The sequence below is a fragment of the Aeromonas sp. 602200 genome, from assembly GCF_049173895.1.
Classification (GTDB): domain Bacteria; phylum Pseudomonadota; class Gammaproteobacteria; order Enterobacterales; family Aeromonadaceae; genus Aeromonas; species Aeromonas veronii_A.
Genome location: NZ_JAAKSL010000002.1, coordinates 198,077 through 214,019, shown reverse-complemented (window position 1 = coordinate 214,019; position 15,943 = coordinate 198,077). Strand labels below are relative to the sequence as shown.

General features: G+C 58.3%; 11 protein-coding genes. 6 read left to right on the top strand and 5 right to left on the bottom strand.

From position 1 onward, the window contains the following. The 6 genes from cyoB to G5221_RS04015 all read left to right on the top strand — a co-directional run bounded on the left by cyoB (position 1) and on the right by G5221_RS04015 (position 5,803). Positions 1-1,977 carry a cytochrome o ubiquinol oxidase subunit I gene (gene cyoB / locus G5221_RS04040; protein WP_421262868.1) on the top strand — a complete coding sequence of 659 codons (1,977 nt, stop codon included), beginning with the start codon at positions 1-3 and terminating at the stop codon, positions 1,975-1,977. A gap of 4 nt (positions 1,978-1,981) precedes the next feature. Beyond that, complete coding sequence (locus G5221_RS04035; protein WP_041208604.1) at positions 1,982-2,596, top strand: cytochrome o ubiquinol oxidase subunit III; 615 nt, start codon at positions 1,982-1,984, stop codon at positions 2,594-2,596. Continuing rightward, positions 2,597-2,926, top strand: a complete 330-nt coding sequence (locus G5221_RS04030) for a cytochrome o ubiquinol oxidase subunit IV (RefSeq protein WP_139396561.1) — start codon at positions 2,597-2,599, stop codon at positions 2,924-2,926. Positions 2,927-2,937: 11 nt separating this feature from the next. Continuing rightward, positions 2,938-3,831, top strand: coding sequence for a heme o synthase (cyoE, locus tag G5221_RS04025; protein ID WP_005347202.1), 894 nt, complete (start codon positions 2,938-2,940; stop codon positions 3,829-3,831). A gap of 166 nt (positions 3,832-3,997) precedes the next feature. Beyond that, positions 3,998-5,368 carry an MFS transporter gene (locus tag G5221_RS04020; RefSeq protein WP_421262867.1) on the top strand — a complete coding sequence of 457 codons (1,371 nt, stop codon included), beginning with the start codon at positions 3,998-4,000 and terminating at the stop codon, positions 5,366-5,368. A gap of 60 nt (positions 5,369-5,428) precedes the next feature. Continuing rightward, positions 5,429-5,803 (top strand): DUF805 domain-containing protein, encoded by a 375-nt coding sequence (locus tag G5221_RS04015; protein ID WP_421262866.1) that lies wholly within the window; start codon positions 5,429-5,431, stop codon positions 5,801-5,803. An 81-nt stretch (positions 5,804-5,884) separates the two neighbouring features. Here G5221_RS04015 and G5221_RS04010 read toward each other — a convergent pair whose 3' ends face one another. The 5 genes from G5221_RS04010 to G5221_RS03990 all read right to left on the bottom strand — a co-directional run bounded on the left by G5221_RS04010 (position 5,885) and on the right by G5221_RS03990 (position 15,902). After that, entirely contained in the window at positions 5,885-6,988 is a 1,104-nt protein-coding gene (locus tag G5221_RS04010) for an ElyC/SanA/YdcF family protein (protein ID WP_421262865.1), read from the bottom strand. A 326-nt stretch (positions 6,989-7,314) separates the two neighbouring features. After that, positions 7,315-8,067, bottom strand: coding sequence for a DNA/RNA non-specific endonuclease (locus G5221_RS04005; protein WP_421262864.1), 753 nt, complete (start codon positions 8,065-8,067; stop codon positions 7,315-7,317). 233 nt (positions 8,068-8,300) lie between these two features. Continuing rightward, complete coding sequence (locus G5221_RS04000) at positions 8,301-10,193, bottom strand: PTS fructose transporter subunit EIIC (protein WP_421262863.1); 1,893 nt, start codon at positions 10,191-10,193, stop codon at positions 8,301-8,303. A 442-nt stretch (positions 10,194-10,635) separates the two neighbouring features. Further along, entirely contained in the window at positions 10,636-13,074 is a 2,439-nt protein-coding gene (locus G5221_RS03995) for a GH92 family glycosyl hydrolase (RefSeq protein WP_266135106.1), read from the bottom strand. Positions 13,075-13,379: 305 nt separating this feature from the next. Further along, on the bottom strand, positions 13,380-15,902 hold the full coding sequence (locus G5221_RS03990; RefSeq protein WP_421262862.1) for a GH92 family glycosyl hydrolase: 2,523 nt from the start codon (positions 15,900-15,902) through the stop codon (positions 13,380-13,382). Between the last annotated feature and the right edge of the window lie 41 nt (positions 15,903-15,943).

The following is a 15,943-nucleotide window of genomic DNA, read 5'->3' as shown; positions in this document are numbered from 1 at the left end:
ATGTTTGGAAAATTAACGCTCGACGCCATTCCGTACCATGAACCCATCATCATGGTGACGGTGGCCGGAATTATTCTGGGGGGGCTGACTGTCGCCGGTCTCATCACCTATTTCGGCAAGTGGCAATATCTGTGGAAAGAGTGGCTCACCTCGGTGGATCACAAGCGCCTCGGGATCATGTATCTCATCCTCGGCATGGTAATGCTGCTGCGCGGCTTCGCCGATGCGGTGATGATGCGGACCCAGCAGGTGATGGCTTCGGCCGGTGGCGACGGCATTCTGCCACCGCATCACTACGACCAGATCTTCACCGCCCACGGCGTCATCATGATCTTCTTCGTGGCGATGCCGCTGGTGATCGGTCTGATGAACATAGTAGTGCCGCTGCAGATCGGTGCCCGTGACGTGGCCTTCCCCTTCCTCAACAACGTGAGCTTCTGGTTCACCGCCGCCGCCGTGGTGCTGATCAACATCTCCCTCGGGGTTGGTGAATTTGCCCAGACCGGCTGGCTGGCCTATCCGCCCCTCTCTGGGCTGGAGTACAGCCCGGGGGTCGGGGTTGATTACTGGATCTGGAGTCTGCAGATATCGGGTCTGGGCACCTTGCTGACCGGCGTCAACTTCTTCGCCACCATCATCAAGATGCGCGCTCCTGGCATGACCATGATGCGTCTGCCGGTGTTCACCTGGACGGCTTTGTGCTCCAACGTGCTGATCATCGCCTCCTTCCCGATCCTGACCGTCACGGTGGCCCTGCTCACCGCCGACCGTTACCTAGGCACCCATTTCTTTACCAATGACATGGGTGGCAACATGATGATGTACATCAACCTGATCTGGGCCTGGGGTCACCCCGAGGTGTACATTCTGGTGCTGCCGGTGTTCGGGATCTTCTCCGAAGTGGTGGCCACCTTCAGCAAGAAGAAGCTGTTCGGTTATACCTCGCTGGTGTGGGCGACCGTCGCCATTACCGTGCTCTCCTTTATCGTCTGGCTGCACCACTTCTTCACCATGGGTTCCGGCGCCAACGTGAATGCCTTCTTCGGCATCACCACCATGATCATCTCCATCCCGACCGGGGTGAAGATCTTCAACTGGCTGTTCACCATGTACCGCGGTCGCATCGAGTTCACCTCGCCCATGTTGTGGACCGTCGGCTTCATTATCACCTTCAGCATCGGCGGCATGACCGGGGTACTGCTCTCGGTACCGGCGGCCAACTTCGTGCTGCACAACAGCCTGTTCCTGATCGCCCACTTCCACAACGTCATCATCGGCGGCGTGGTGTTTGGCTGCTTCGCCGGTATCACCTACTGGTTCCCGAAAGCGTTCGGCTTCAAGCTCAACGATGTCTGGGGCAAGCGCGCCTTCTGGTTCTGGATTGTCGGCTTCTTCGTCGCCTTCATGCCGCTCTACGTGCTGGGCTTCATGGGCATGACCCGTCGCGTCAGCCAGCATCTGGATCCCCAGTTCCATGGCTGGCTGGTGGTGGCTGCCTGTGGTGCCGCGCTGATTGCCGTGGGGGTTCTGTGTCAGGTGATCCAGCTGGTGGTCAGCATCCGTGACCGCGAGCAGAACCGCGATCTGACCGGTGACCCCTGGGGTGGCCGTACCCTGGAGTGGGCAACCTCTTCCCCGCCGCCCTTCTACAACTTCGCCATCGAGCCGAAGATCAAGGGACTGGATGCCTTCTGGGAAGCCAAGCAGGACGGTTCTGCCTATCAGCAGCCCGAGCACTACGACCCGATCCATATGCCCAAGAACACCGGGGCAGGGGTCATCATCGCAGGCTTTGCCACCGTGTTTGGTTTTGCCATGGTCTGGCACATCTGGTGGATGGCCATCGCCGGCTTCATCGGCATGATTGCGAGCTGGATCATCCACAGCTTCAACGACGACGTGGATTACTACGTGCAGGTTGACGAGATCGAGCGGATCGAGCGTCAGCATTTTGAAAATATCAACAAGGTGGCGTGAAGCAATGGCGACCGACGTTCTACATCACACTCACGACGGTGCCCATGATCATGGGCACCACGATGCCGGTGCCAACAAGGTATTCGGTTTCTGGATCTACCTGATGAGTGACTGCATCCTGTTTGCATGCCTGTTTGCAACCTATGCAGTCCTGGTCAACGGCACCGCCGGCGGCCCGAGCGGCAAGGATATCTTCGAGCTGCCGTTCGTGTTTGGCGAAACCATGCTGCTGCTCTTTAGCAGCATCACCTTCGGTTTTGCCATGCTGGCGATGAACAAGAACCAGCTATCCGCCGTCAACGGCTGGTTGCTGGTGACCTTCGTGCTGGGGGCCGGCTTTATCGCGATGGAGATCTACGAATTCCATCACCTGATCGCCGAGGGCTATGGCCCGGATCGCAGCGCCTTCCTCTCCGCCTTCTTCACCCTGGTCGGTACCCACGGTATCCACGTGACCAGCGGCCTTATCTGGATCATCGTGATGATGGTGCTGGTGAGCAAGAAGGGGCTGACCGATCGCAACCGCTCCCGCCTGATGTGCCTGAGCCTGTTCTGGCACTTCCTCGACGTGGTGTGGATCTGCGTCTTTACCGTGGTCTATCTGATGGGGGCAATGTAAATGAGTCATTCCGTTGACAATCACGGCGCCAGCCACGGCAGCGCCAAGAGCTATCTGACCGGCTTCGTGCTGTCAGTCATTCTGACCGCGATCCCGTTCTGGATGGTGATGGATGGCTCCGCCTCCCACGGAACCGTGCTGGCCATCGTGGTCGGCATGGCGGTGGTGCAGATCTTCGTCCATCTGGTCTACTTCCTGCACATGAACACCTCGTCCGAGGAGCGCTGGAATCTGGTGGCACTGGTCTTTACCGTGCTCATCATCGCCATCGTGATCGTGGGCTCCCTGTGGATCATGTACAACCTCAACATCAACATGATGGTCCACTGAGCAGGCTGGCAATGATGATGAAGCAATACCTGCAAGTGACCAAGCCGGGCATAATCTTCGGTAACCTCATCTCGGTTATCGGGGGATTCCTGCTGGCCTCCAAGGGGAGCATGGACTTGCCCCTGTTCATTCTGACCATGGCCGGTGTATCACTGGTGGTCGCCTCCGGTTGCGTGTTCAACAACTACATCGACCGGGATATCGACTGCATCATGGAGCGCACCAAGAACCGTGCTCTGGTGAAGGGTCTGATCGCCCCCGGCGTATCGCTCTGGTACGCCACCGCGCTCGGCATTGCGGGCATTGCACTGCTCTACTTTGCGGCCAATCCGTTGGCCGCCTTGCTGGCAGTGCTGGGCTTCATTGTCTATGTGGGGGTCTACAGCCTCTACATGAAGCGTCACTCGGTCTACGGCACCTTGGTTGGCAGTCTCTCCGGCGCCGCGCCACCTGTCATCGGCTACTGTGCGGTGAGCGGTCAGTTCGACTCGGGGGCGCTGATCCTGCTGGCGATCTTCAGCCTGTGGCAGATGCCGCACTCCTATGCGATCGCCATCTTCCGTTTCAAGGATTATCAGGCGGCCAACATCCCGGTATTGCCGGTGGTGAAGGGGATCCCGGTGGCCAAGCTCCACATCACCCTCTACATCCTGGCCTTTATGGTGCCGACCCTGATGCTGTTCCTCGGTGGTTATGCCGGCTACAAGTATCTGGTGGTGGCCACCGCGGTGAGCGTCTGGTGGTTGGGGATGGCGCTGTCTGGCTACAAGCAGCTGGTGGATGATGCACTCTGGGCCCGCAAGCTGTTCATGTTCTCCATCGTCACCATCACTTGTCTCAGCGTGATGATGTCGGTGGATTTCCAACCGGAAGCAGCTCCCGTGCTGGTGAGCATGCTGCCCTGATAGTGTGAGTTGTGCCCCTAAATGCATGAAATCCAGAGCCGGGAACTTTCCCGGCTCTGTTATTATGGGGCAGCCCCGTCGGGCACTTTTCCCGTATATCGGGCGTGGCATGGCAGCTGTCGGCCACCCCGTTACTCTTCTTTTTCTCTGACCTATCGAGGCCATCATGAATGATTTCACCATGACGAGGGGCGAGCGCCGTGCCACCTGGGCGCTCGGCTCCGTCTTCTCGTTGCGCATGCTCGGCATGTTTATGGTGCTGCCGGTGCTGACCACCTACGGCATGTCGCTGGCGGGAGCCTCCGAGGCGCTCATTGGCCTGGCCATCGGCATCTACGGTATGACCCAGGCGCTGTTCCAGATCCCGTTCGGCCTGCTCTCCGACAAGGTGGGCCGCAAGCCCCTCATCGTCGGCGGCCTGCTGATGTTTGCCCTTGGCAGCGTGATCGCGGCGCTGACCCACTCCATCTGGGGCGTGATCCTCGGCCGTGCCCTTCAGGGGAGCGGCGCCATCTCCGCTGCCGTGATGGCGCTCTTGTCGGATCTCACCCGCGAGCAGAACCGCACCAAGGCGATGGCCTTCATCGGGGTGAGCTTTGGCATCACCTTCGCCATCGCCATGGTGACCGGCCCCCTCATCACTCATGCGCTGGGACTCTCCGGCCTGTTCTGGCTCATCGCCCTGCTGGCGCTGGTGGGCATTGCCGTCACCCTCTGGCTGGTGCCGACACCGACAACTCATCTGCTCAATCGCGAGTCCGGCATGGTCAGGGGCGGGATGCGCACTGTGCTGACCAATCCGCGCCTGCTCAAACTCAATCTCGGCATTTTGTGCGTGCATACCCTGTTGATGTCGAGTTTCGTGGCGTTGCCGCCGCTGCTGGAGCAAGCGGGTCTGCCTCGGGACAGCCAGTGGCAGGCTTATCTGGTCACCATGCTGATTGCCTTCGTCAGCGTTGTACCCTTCATCATCTATGCCGAGACGCGCAGAAAGATGAAGTTGGTGTTCCAGATCTGCGTGCTGGTGATGCTCAGCGCCGAAGTGGTGCTGTGGCAGGCTGGCCTGCAGCTGTGGGGCCTGCTCGCCGGCCTGCAGCTCTTCTTCATCGGCTTCAACGTGATGGAGGCGTTGCTGCCATCCCTGATCAGCAAGGAGTCGCCACCGGGTTACAAGGGTACGGCCATGGGGATCTACTCCACCAGCCAGTTTATCGGAGTGGCTATCGGTGGCAGCCTGGGGGGCCTGCTCTACAGTCTGGGTGGTGGCGCCCTGGTGTTTGGCGGCTGCTCTGCGCTGGCCCTTGTCTGGCTCGGGGTCAGCCTTACCATGCAGGAGCCCCCCTATGTGAGCAGTCTGCGCATCCTGTTACCGGAAGGGGTGGAGGCGAGCCCTGCACTGGAGCAGAAACTCCGAGCCTGCGACGGGGTGAACGATGTACTGCTGGCACGGAAGGAACGTTCGCTCTATGTGAAGGTGGACAGCAAGCGGGTCAGTCGCCAGGATCTGGAGCTGCTGGTGATCGACGCCGGACACTGATCGCGCTAAGCTCGGTTCGGATCTGCAACTACTTGTTTTTGAAAACAGTCTGGAGGCGCAATGAACTGGTATATCTCGGTCCTCAAGCAATATGCGGTATTTAGCGGGCGGGCCCGTCGCACCGAATACTGGATGTTCGTGCTGTGCAACGTCATCGTCATGTTGCTGCTCGGCATGGTGGACAAGCTGATCGGCGGCGATAAGGAGCTGGTAAGCTCGATCTATTCGCTGGCGGTGCTGCTGCCATCTCTGGCGGTGGCGGCCCGTCGTCTGCACGATACCGACCGCAGCGGCTGGTGGCTGCTGATCGGCCTTATCCCCGTTATCGGCACCCTGGTGCTTATCTACTTTATGGTTTGCAATGGCCAGCAGGGGCCAAACCGCTTCGGTGACGATCCCAAAGCGGCCCCCTCACAGGGCTTTATCGTCAGCTAACGGGCGAGGCTTGGCGAATCATCGGTCAATAAAAGAGAGGGAGGCATCGCGCCTCCCTCTCTTTTTCGTGTTGATGGCCGATCAACGCTCGATCAGCGGGGCGGAGCGGTAGCTCCACATACCGTAGGTGCGCAGGGCGTCGCGGTAGATGCCGAGCAGCTCGCTCTCGCTCGGGGTGGCCAGCTCCTCGAGGGGTTTGTCGGGGTAGCTGACGCTCGCCACCTTGATGTTGGCCGGGCCAATCTGGTCGCAGGCGATTTCCAGCACCGTCTGACCGCGGCGTACATGGCTGGCGGAGCTTACCAGCACCGCATAGTCAATCTGGTGGCGGGCGAGGGCATAGGCGCTGTAGAGGGCGTTATCCACCGTGCTGGTGGCGTAGTTCTCTTCAATCAGGCGGCTGCGATCGATGCCGTGGTTGGCCAGCCAGTCGGCCATCAGCTTGCCCTCGGTCTGGCGGTTCTGGGGCATGCCGCCAGTCAGGATGATCAGCGCCTCTGGGTCGGCCTTGGCCAGCGCCAGAGTGGTTTGCAGACGGCCCAGCAGGATCTTGTCCATGCTGCCGTCGGGATTGAGGGCGTAGCCCAGGGTGACGATGGCGCGTTTGCCCTCCCTGCTGGCCTTGACCTGATCCTCGGTCAGTTCGGTCTGCAGCGGGGCGGCGGTGATCCGCTGCACCCGGGCGATGATCTCCTCCAGATCGGCGGCGCGGCCGCCGTTGCGATCCGCCACTTTCGCCAGATAGCTGCGGGAAGCCTCCTTGTTGCCTTTCACCAGCTGCCAGATGGCGAGATAGCTGTTGATGTCGAGATCATCGGGGGCGACGGCCTGCGCCTGCTCCAGCAAGGTGATGGCGCGGCTCAGGTTGCCGTTGTAGATCTGTGCGTTGGCCGCCGAGATGAGCAGGTCGGTGCGGTAGGGTTCCAGCTGGTAGGCGGCCAGCAGCCGCTCGGTCACCAGCTCCATATTGCTTGGCATCTTGGCGGTAAAACCGGCGTGGGAGATTTTGGCTGGCGACTTGTAGATCTGCAGCGCCTCGCCGAGCAACATGTCCACCGCCTGGCGTTTGCTGACCAGGGTATTGAGGTCGTGCTCCATCTGCATCGAGCTCTCGGCCGCTTGCAGGGCGAGGGGCGAGAGCGCCAGCAGGCCGCCGAGGGTGAGGGCAAGAAGGGTCTGTTTCATCAAAAGGTCCTCTGTCGGGCTGAATCGCGCCGTGGCGCAGCGGCTTGTGGGCCGATGGGATAAGGCAAATGTGCGTCAATTCAGTCTGTTAGTGCCAAAGAGAGGGCAATATACCAGTTAACGGTGCGGCAAACTGTGAGTCGGGGCGGGCCGTCGGGTGATGCCACACCAGTTGCCGCAAAAGTGGTCGCAACGGGTCAGCAGCCATCTGAAAAGGGCAGGGGGAGCGTGACTCCCCCTGCTGGGAGGGGCGCTGGCCCCTCCCTCTATCTCTCGCGATTCAAGATAGATGGGGTGTCAATCTATCTGCTGATGAGTATTCGCGGTCAGTTCCACATCTGGGAGATGCGGGCTTCCAGCGTCTCTTGCTGCTCTTCGGGCATATCGCTGAAGAAGTTGAGCTGGGTCTGCTCTTCCACCTCGCGTACCGAGACCCGGTAGTCGGCGATCTGGCTGATGGGCACCTCTTCCTGCGGCATGATAAAGGCGATGGCCTGCAGTCTGGCCGGGTCCATCACGATCTTGTAGTAGGCGCTCGGGATCGCCACACCCTGACCGATGGACTCTTCAGAGCCGGTAAAGATGGGGCCGGTGATCACCTGCACATCCTTGCGGGAGACCGCCCACTTGTTCACCTTGTCCTCCAGCACGCGCCACGCCTTCTGGTTGAGCACCCCGATCTGCGGCGTCATGTTGCTCAGCAGGAAGCTCTCTTTCATGGTGTTCTTGTTCGATTTCATGTCCCCCGCCGGGGCCTGATGGCCACGGTCGTAGCCCGAGCCCTTGTAGTCGGAGAGGGTGGCGCGGTAGGCAACCGGGATCTCCCTGTCCTCGGCGAAGGCATCCTTGCGCGGCACTGTGCCCTGTGCGCTCTGGGCGGTCATCCGGTAGGAGACCCAGTCCGCCACCTTGTAGTCGTAGTTGTAGCCGACCGCATACCCTTCACGGCAGAGCTTCTGATCCGATTCGGAGGGGAGGCCAAAGCGCACGTGCTGGCCGCATTCCCAGTGGGCGGCCAGCAAGGGGGTGGCAGTGAGGGTGAGGGTAACAGCCAAAACCAATTTATTGATTTTTATCATTTTTGTGATGCTCCAGTTTAGTAGGCGGAGCCATTTGACATGAGATCTGACCAGCGCATCAATTGCTGTTTTTTTACACGTCACCGTTCTGTGACGGCTCGCCAAGATCCGTGATGTGACTGGTTAATATGTTTTGAATCAGTGGCTTGGTCGGTGGGATGATATGCGGTTGCTCGGCAGACAACGAAAAGGGGCCCGCGATGGGCCCCTTATGATGAGCGGTCTGACTGCTATCAGGCGGCGTTTGCCTTGTTGCCCAGCGTGCGGGCCAGCAGTGCTTCCGGATTGTGAATCGCCTCCTTGGTCTTCACATCGATGACCTCGATATCGGTGAAGCGTTCACGGTATTTGATGGCCACATCGTGGGCGAAGATGACGCAGCGGGCGTTGGCGACATCCTTGGCGGTGATGCGGTTGATGATGCCGTTGGCGCCCTGGGTCTCGACCTTGATCTTGATCCCCTGCTTGGCGGCGGCCTTCTGCAGGCTCTTGGCGGCGAGGAAAGTATGGGCTACGCCGGACGGGCAAGCAGTGATGGCCAGTACGTCTGCTTCCCCTTCCGCTTCAATGACTTCGAAGCTGGTTTGGGTGGCGGTCACGTCATCTTCTTCGCTCACTGGCTTCTTCAGCAGGTTGACGATGATGGCAGTGGTCAGGGCGCCGAGGATGGTACCCAGGATGTAGCCCATCTTGCCTTCAACAACCGGCAGGACAATCCAGCCACCCCAGGGGGCGTGATTGATACTGTGCATCATGAAGCCGGTGATGTTGCCGACGATGCCGCCTGCGACGATGGCCGGGATAACACGCATGGGGTCAGCAGCGGCGAACGGGATAGCACCTTCACTGATACCGATCATGCCCATGATGGCGGCCGCTTTACCGGATTCACGCTCTTCTTTCTTGTAACGCTTCGGAGACATGAAGGTCGCCAGCGCCATGCCCAGCGGCGGCACACAGATGGCGATACCGACGCCGCCCATCAGCCAGGGCTGGGTGTTGACCTGAGTCTGGGCAAACAGGGTAGCAACCTTGTTGACCGGGCCGCCCATATCGAAGGCGGTCATACCACCGAGAATGGCACCCAGCATCACTTTACCTGAGCCCGCCATGCTGGAGAGCCAGTGGTTCATCCCTTCCATCATGGCGGCGATCGGGGCACCGATCCCCCACATCACGATGCCACACACCAGGAAGGTACCGATCAGCGGATAGATGAAGATGGAGCCAAGGGAGGTCATGGAGTCAGGCAGCTTGATCCGTTTGAGCTGATTGACCACGAAACCGGCGATAAAGCCCACCAGAATGGCGCCGAGGAAACCGGTTTGATAGTGCTGAACGGCAATCCAGGAGCCGATCATGCCCGGGGCCAGGCCCGGCTTGTCAGCCAGCGAGTAGGCGATATAGCCACCCAGCACGGCGGTAAACAGGGTCAGACCGGCGATCCCCATGGTTGCCATGTCTTTGAGGAAGCCCGCTTCCGGCACGGCGCCCTTGCCGCTCATCATCACTGACAGGGAGAGCAGCACACCGCCCGCCACGATGAAAGGGATCATGTGGGAAGTACCAAACAGCAGGTGCTGCTTCATGGTATTGAGGCGATCCTTGAAGGTGCGATCGGTGGGTTCAACCGGAGCAGTGGCAACCGGTTTGGCGGCTGGGGCCGGTTTTTGCACTTTCGGGCCTTGCTTGAGCAGGGTCAGCGCTTGCTCGACGGTGGTGGCGGCTTTCATCTGCTCGATAAAGCCCGGTTCCAGCAGACGGGTCGAGAGCTCGGCCAGCACTTCGATGTGGTGGTTGGCGCCGCCATCCGGGGAGGCGATCATGAAGATCAGTTGAGTTGGCTTGCCATCTTCGGCGCCGTACTCGATACCCTGACGGCTGACACCGATGGCAATGGCCGGACGACTGACCGCCTTGCTCTTGGCATGGGGCAGGGCGACACCCTGCTCGAAGCCGGTGCAGTCCAGCTGCTCGCGGGCCCAGATATCCTTGACGAATTGCTGTTGATCAGACACGGCGCCATCGCGCGCCAGCATCTGTGCCATCTCGTCGAACAGAGCCTCCTTGCTGGTGGCCTTCAACTCCAGGCAGATGAGTCTGCCGTTGGTCATGGTGGGTAACATCTCACTCTCCTTCCCTGTAAGGGCTAAGTCATGCGTTGCGAATTGGGCTCATTATTGCCCTCAAGGGTAGGGTTGGACAGGCGATGAATGTAGCAATAACTGGATTTTTGTTGCATGGTTTTGCTGGTGTGATCCAGCTCGCAAAGTGTTGATCTTTAACTCAGTAGTGGTTTTTGTTTAATTAATGGCAGGATGTGACAGCGGTCAAGATATGACAGAAAAACCCTTGTAATGGGATTTACAGCCATTTTTTGCGGTTTATTGCCCGATTTAAGGCATATTTGAGAAAAACGGCTTAATGGCTGAACCTGGGCTTCCCACTGGAAAATAAAATGGCCCAGCGCTGATTGGATTTTATCAATCCATCTGGCGTGGGCCGTCGGGTATCACAAAGTGACATTTTCGGATTGCGTGCTGAATGTCACTTCAATGCTATCGATCGTTACTTTTGTGGCGGGGTATCGCCCATCACGAAGTGGAGGTTGCCCCCCGGTACAAACTCCTTGTGCTCGAAGAAGAGACCATCCTTGAGCGGTTTGCCATTGATGGTGACCGACTGGACATAGCGGTTCTTGGCGCTGTTGTTATCGGCGATGATGGTGAAGGTTCCCCCCTTGACCGGGATGGTCGCTTTGGCAAATAGCGGGCGGCCAATAGTGTAAACGGGGTCTGCCGCATTCACCTGATAGAAGCCAAGTGCTGACATCACATACCAGGCAGACATGGAGCCCACATCCTCGTTGCCTATGATGCCTGCCGGGGTGTTCGAGTACATGGTGTCGAGGATGTAGTCGACCGTCTCCTGAGTTTTCCAGGGCTCCGATGTCCAGTTGTAGAGGTAGGGGATATGGTGGGAGGGTTCATTGCCGAAGGCCACCTGACCCATCATCCCGGTCATGTCAGCGGTCTCCGACCCCTGACTCTCGGCGGCAAAGGTGGCGTCCAGATTCTGCTTGAAGGCCTCTTCTCCGCCCATCGCGGTTTTCAGACCCTTGATGTCATGGGGCACAAACCAGGTCCACTGCCAGGCGTTGCCCTCTGTATAGTTGCCGGTCTCATGTTCGGTGCCATAGGGATCAAACGGCGTCATGAAGGCGCCATCGATCATCACCGGACGCATGAAACCGGTCACCCCGTACTGGGCGTATTCGGCCGCATTGTGGTCGAAGTAGCGCTGATAGCCGTTAGAACGGGCCAGATAGCGCGCTTCGGCCGCCGGGTTGCCGGCCGCCTTGGCGATCCGGGCGATGGCCCAGTCATAGAAGGCGTTCTCCAGACCGTAGGAGACCGACTCGAGGGTGTAGTCAGCGAAGACGGGCTGACCGTCGATCCGCTGCACTGCCGGGGCAAAGCCGTTCTTTTCGATGTAATCGATGTGGTTGGTCAGGGTCTTGTCCAGCACCGCCTTGTCCCACTCGGTCGCCAGCATGGGGTAGTTGGTATAGGTGGAGGAGTCGATGGCGGCCGTGAGCGCCAGATTTTTCTCCTGCGCAGTGAAGGCATCGGGGTATTTGGTGATGGCGTCGGCAATCACCACCACCGCCGGATAGCCCACCATGGTGCCTGTCTCATCCCCCAGATGCTCCCACTTGGGCAGCAGGCCGCTCTCCAGATACTTCTGGAGCAGGTTCTTGGCATACTGCACGGCGCGGGTGGGTTCGGTGATGGTTTTAAGCGGGTGCAGCGCTCGCTGGGTGTCCCACAGTGAGTAGACCGAGAAGTTGGGCTGATCTTCGCTTGCCTGGCCATAGTGGATGGAGTAGCTGCCCTCCCCCTTGGCCTGCGCCCCTTTGCCCATGCCGCGGTAGTTGCCATCCACATCCTGATGGACGATGGGGGCGATCTTGGTGTGGTAGAGGGCGGTGTAGAAGATCTCGTTTTGCTCCTTGCTGCCCCCCTCGATGGTGAAATTGAGGGCGTTGGCCCACTTCTCGCGGGCGTTGGCGCGGGCCTCGTCAAACGAAACATCCCCTTCGGCCTGGTAGTTGTTCCATGCGCCGGTGGCATCGACCGCCGATAGGGCAACTTTGGCGTTCAGTTGGGCTGAGCCGCCCTCTTCAAATTCGACGTAAGCGGTGACATCCGCTTTGGATTTGGCCTTGTGCTCGGCGCTCAAGCCCTCTACCGGCACACCACCAGCGAGGATGTAGACCCCTTTGATCTTCTTGTCGAAGGTCGCATGGAAGAAGATCTTCTGGTTTTTCGCCCAGCCGGAGAAGTGAGTCGCATCTCGCTCGCCGGTGATGGTGTAGCCATCTTCGCTGACGGTGAGTTTGTTGCGCAGCGAACTCGATCCCCAGTCGCTGTTGAGGATCGAGTTCAAATCGATCTTCAGCCGTTGGGGTTGCCCCTGCGGATAGGTGTAGCGGTGAAAGCCCACCCGCTCGGAGGCGGTCAGCTCGGCCTTGATGCCATTCTCGGCGATGCGCACCGCATAGTAGCCAGGCTCGGCCTGCTCGGATTTTTTGTCCATTTTGACCGAGATGGCTTTGCGGTAATCATCGCTTTGCTCGATGTATTTGGATTTATCTTCGGTAAAGGGCAGGAACAGAATATCCCCCAGCCCCCCCATGCCGGTGCCTGAGAGGTGGGTGTGGGAAAATCCAAACAGGGTATCTTTGTCAAAGTGATAGCCGGAGGAGGAGTGCCAGCCGATCAACTCGGTATCCGGCGAGAGTTGCACCATGCCCTCCGGTACCACAGGGCCGGGAAAGGTGTGGCCGTTAAAGCCAGTGCCAACGAATGGGTTCACATATTGCAACACATTGGTTGGCGTTGGCTTTTGATCGTCGTTATTGTCGCTGCTGTTATCTGAATCGCAGCCGGATAACATGGCTACTGTGCTGGTCAGGGCAATGGCCAGAATATTTTTCTTGAACATATTGAGCGGCTCCATCGGGTAGAGGGTGAGCAGTCATGATCTATTTTTATGAGACCGGAGCGATCCCTGAGCAATATTGGTGCTCGATGGCATTGATCCCGGCGAGCACTATTATTCCCATGCCATCTGTTTCATCGACAGAGTAAAAAAGTGTCATTCACTAGATTTTTGTGGCAAGGCAGTCTGTTTGTGATCCGGGTATCATGTAATTGCGTACGGTATATTTTTGAAAATTTTTGTTAGTGAACAAAAAAGAGGCCCAAAGGAAGCTTTGGGCCTGAACATATATTGATAGTGCATGATGGTTATTTATTATCTGAGCGGATCGGTTTTTGCGCCGTCATGATAAATTTCAGTTCACCACCGGCACGAATATCGCTGTGATTGAACGTCAGGTTTTCCCCCAATGGTTTGCCATTGATGGTGACGGATTCCACATAGATATTTTGGGTGCCATTGTTTTCGGCGATCACGGTGAATTTTCCGCCATCGATATCCATGATCACCTTGTCAAACAGTGGCCGACCTATGGTGTAGACCGGGAGCCCCGGCGTGACCTGATAGAAGCCCAGCGCACTCATGATGTACCAGGCGGACATTTGCCCCACATCCTCATTGCCAATCAGCCCTGTGGTGGTCGGGTGGAAGAAGCTGCGCACCGCCTGATCCACATACTCCTGGGTTTTCCACGGCTCCTTGGTCCAGTTATAGAGGTAGGGAACATGGTGATCCGGTTCGTTCCCCATCACGAACTGCCCGATATAGCCGGTCATATCCCCTTGCGAGGTATCAGCGTTGGAGTTGGCGGTGAAGAGGGCATCCAGATTCTTCCGGAATCCCTCCTCGCCCCCCATCACCTCTTTGAGCCCCTCGATATCGTGGGGAACAAACCAGCTCCACTGCCAGGTGTTGCCTTCGGTAAAGTCCTGCCCCCTGTGCTCGGCCCGATAGGGCCAGAAGATGTCATAACGGCTGCTGTCGTTGGTGTCACAGTTTTGTGGTGGTGTAACGGGGTTGCCGTTTTTATCGATGGCGCAGGAGGGGTAATTGTTGACCCAGCTGCCATCGTAATTTTTGGGGCGCATAAAGCCGGTCGCGCCATAGTTGCCATATTGCGCCGGGTTGTAGTCAAAATAGGCGCGCCAGGTAGTCGCCCGGGCCAGATAGCGGTTCTCCGCGGATTTGTCGCCAGCCAGTCGGGCCAGCTGGGCGATGCACCAGTCATAGTAAGCATTCTCGACACCGTACGAGACGGATTCGTTGACCAGCTCATCGTACTTGTCCTGGGCCATGCCGCCCTCTTCCGGCTTGTATTTGACGTTGGCCGGAACATAGCCGTGCTGCTCGGCATACTGGCCGTGACGGGTCATCACGGTGAAGCGCTTGTCGCCGTTCCAGGGATCCTGATAGGGCACCCAGCTTTTGGTCAGCGCGAGGTCAAAGTTGGCGGAGACATTGGCCGCCTGCAGCGCCAGCTTTATCTCTTCCTGTGTGAATGCATCCGGGTATTTGACGATGACGTCGGCGATGATGGAGACCGCCGGGTAGCCGACCATCTCGCCGGTATAGTCGGAGTGCAGCTCCCATTTGGGCATGATGCCGCCGGTTTTATATTTGTTGAGCAGATCGTGCACATAGTCGATGGATCGCTCTTTTTCGATGATGGTCTTCAATGGGTGAGCGGCGCGGAAGGTGTCCCACATGGAGTAGACCGAATAGTTGGTAAAGCCCGGCTTGGCCTGATGCACCTTGCCATCCATTCCGCGATATTGACCATCCACATCCTGATAGACGAAGGGGGCGATGTAGGTGCGATAGAGCGAGGTATAAAACATCGTCTTGTCGGCATCGCTGCCACCCTCCAGGGTGAACTTATTGAGCACTTTCGCCCATGCCTGCTTGTTCTCCTGCACCACCTGATCGAAGCGGTAGTCATGTTCATCGGCGCGCAGGTTGGCCATGGCCCCCTCAATGCCGGTGCCCGAGATGGCCATCTTCATGGTGATGGGCCGTTCCCCTTTGGCAAAGTTGAGCTGGGTCACCACATCCCGTACCCGGGGTCTGGTTTCGCCATACCCGATGTAATCGGCCAACCCCACCTCGGTGTCGTTGCTCAATTTGCCATCGACATAGAGGATCTGATCCACAAACGGCTCGGAAAACTCGGCGTAGAAAAAGACCGTCTGCCACTGCCCCCACTCGTTGCTGGTTCTGGCTCCGGCAATGGCGTTGTCGCTCACCCGCTTGAAGTAAATATTGCGGGAGTGGTTACCGTACTGCTCCAGCAGCTCGTGCTGCAGATCAAGCTGGACTTTGCGATCTTCACCCGCCGGATAGCTGTAACGGTGGAAGGCGACCCGCTGGGTGGCAGTGAGTTCGGCCTTGATGCCGGTCTCCACCAGATCCGCTTTGTAATAGCCTACTTCCGACTGTTCGCTCGTCTTGTTGATGGTGACCGGGTCGGTATTGCTGCCGATGAAGGGCAAGAAGGCGAAATCATTGAGATCCCCCTTGCCTGCCCCCGAGATATGGGTGCTGCTGAAGCCGGAAAGCTTGGCCAGATGGTGGTGATAGTCGGAAGGGGATCCCTTGCCATTCCAGTTGGCCGGATTCCAGTTGTCCGGGCCCGGCTGGATCATCCCTTCCGGCATGACCGGGGCCGGATTGACATTGCCCAGCCCATCGGTGCCGATCAGCGGATCGACATATTGCAGCACCTGCAGGGCATTATCGGGACGGCCATTGTCAGTAGTCTCATCGTTTGTGTTGCAGCCATAGAGGCCAAGCAGGGCTGTCACCATGATGGCCAGCTTGTGGGGTTTGAACATCGTTGTTCCTCAAATTCCGGAGATGAAAAAGCGGCAAGCCG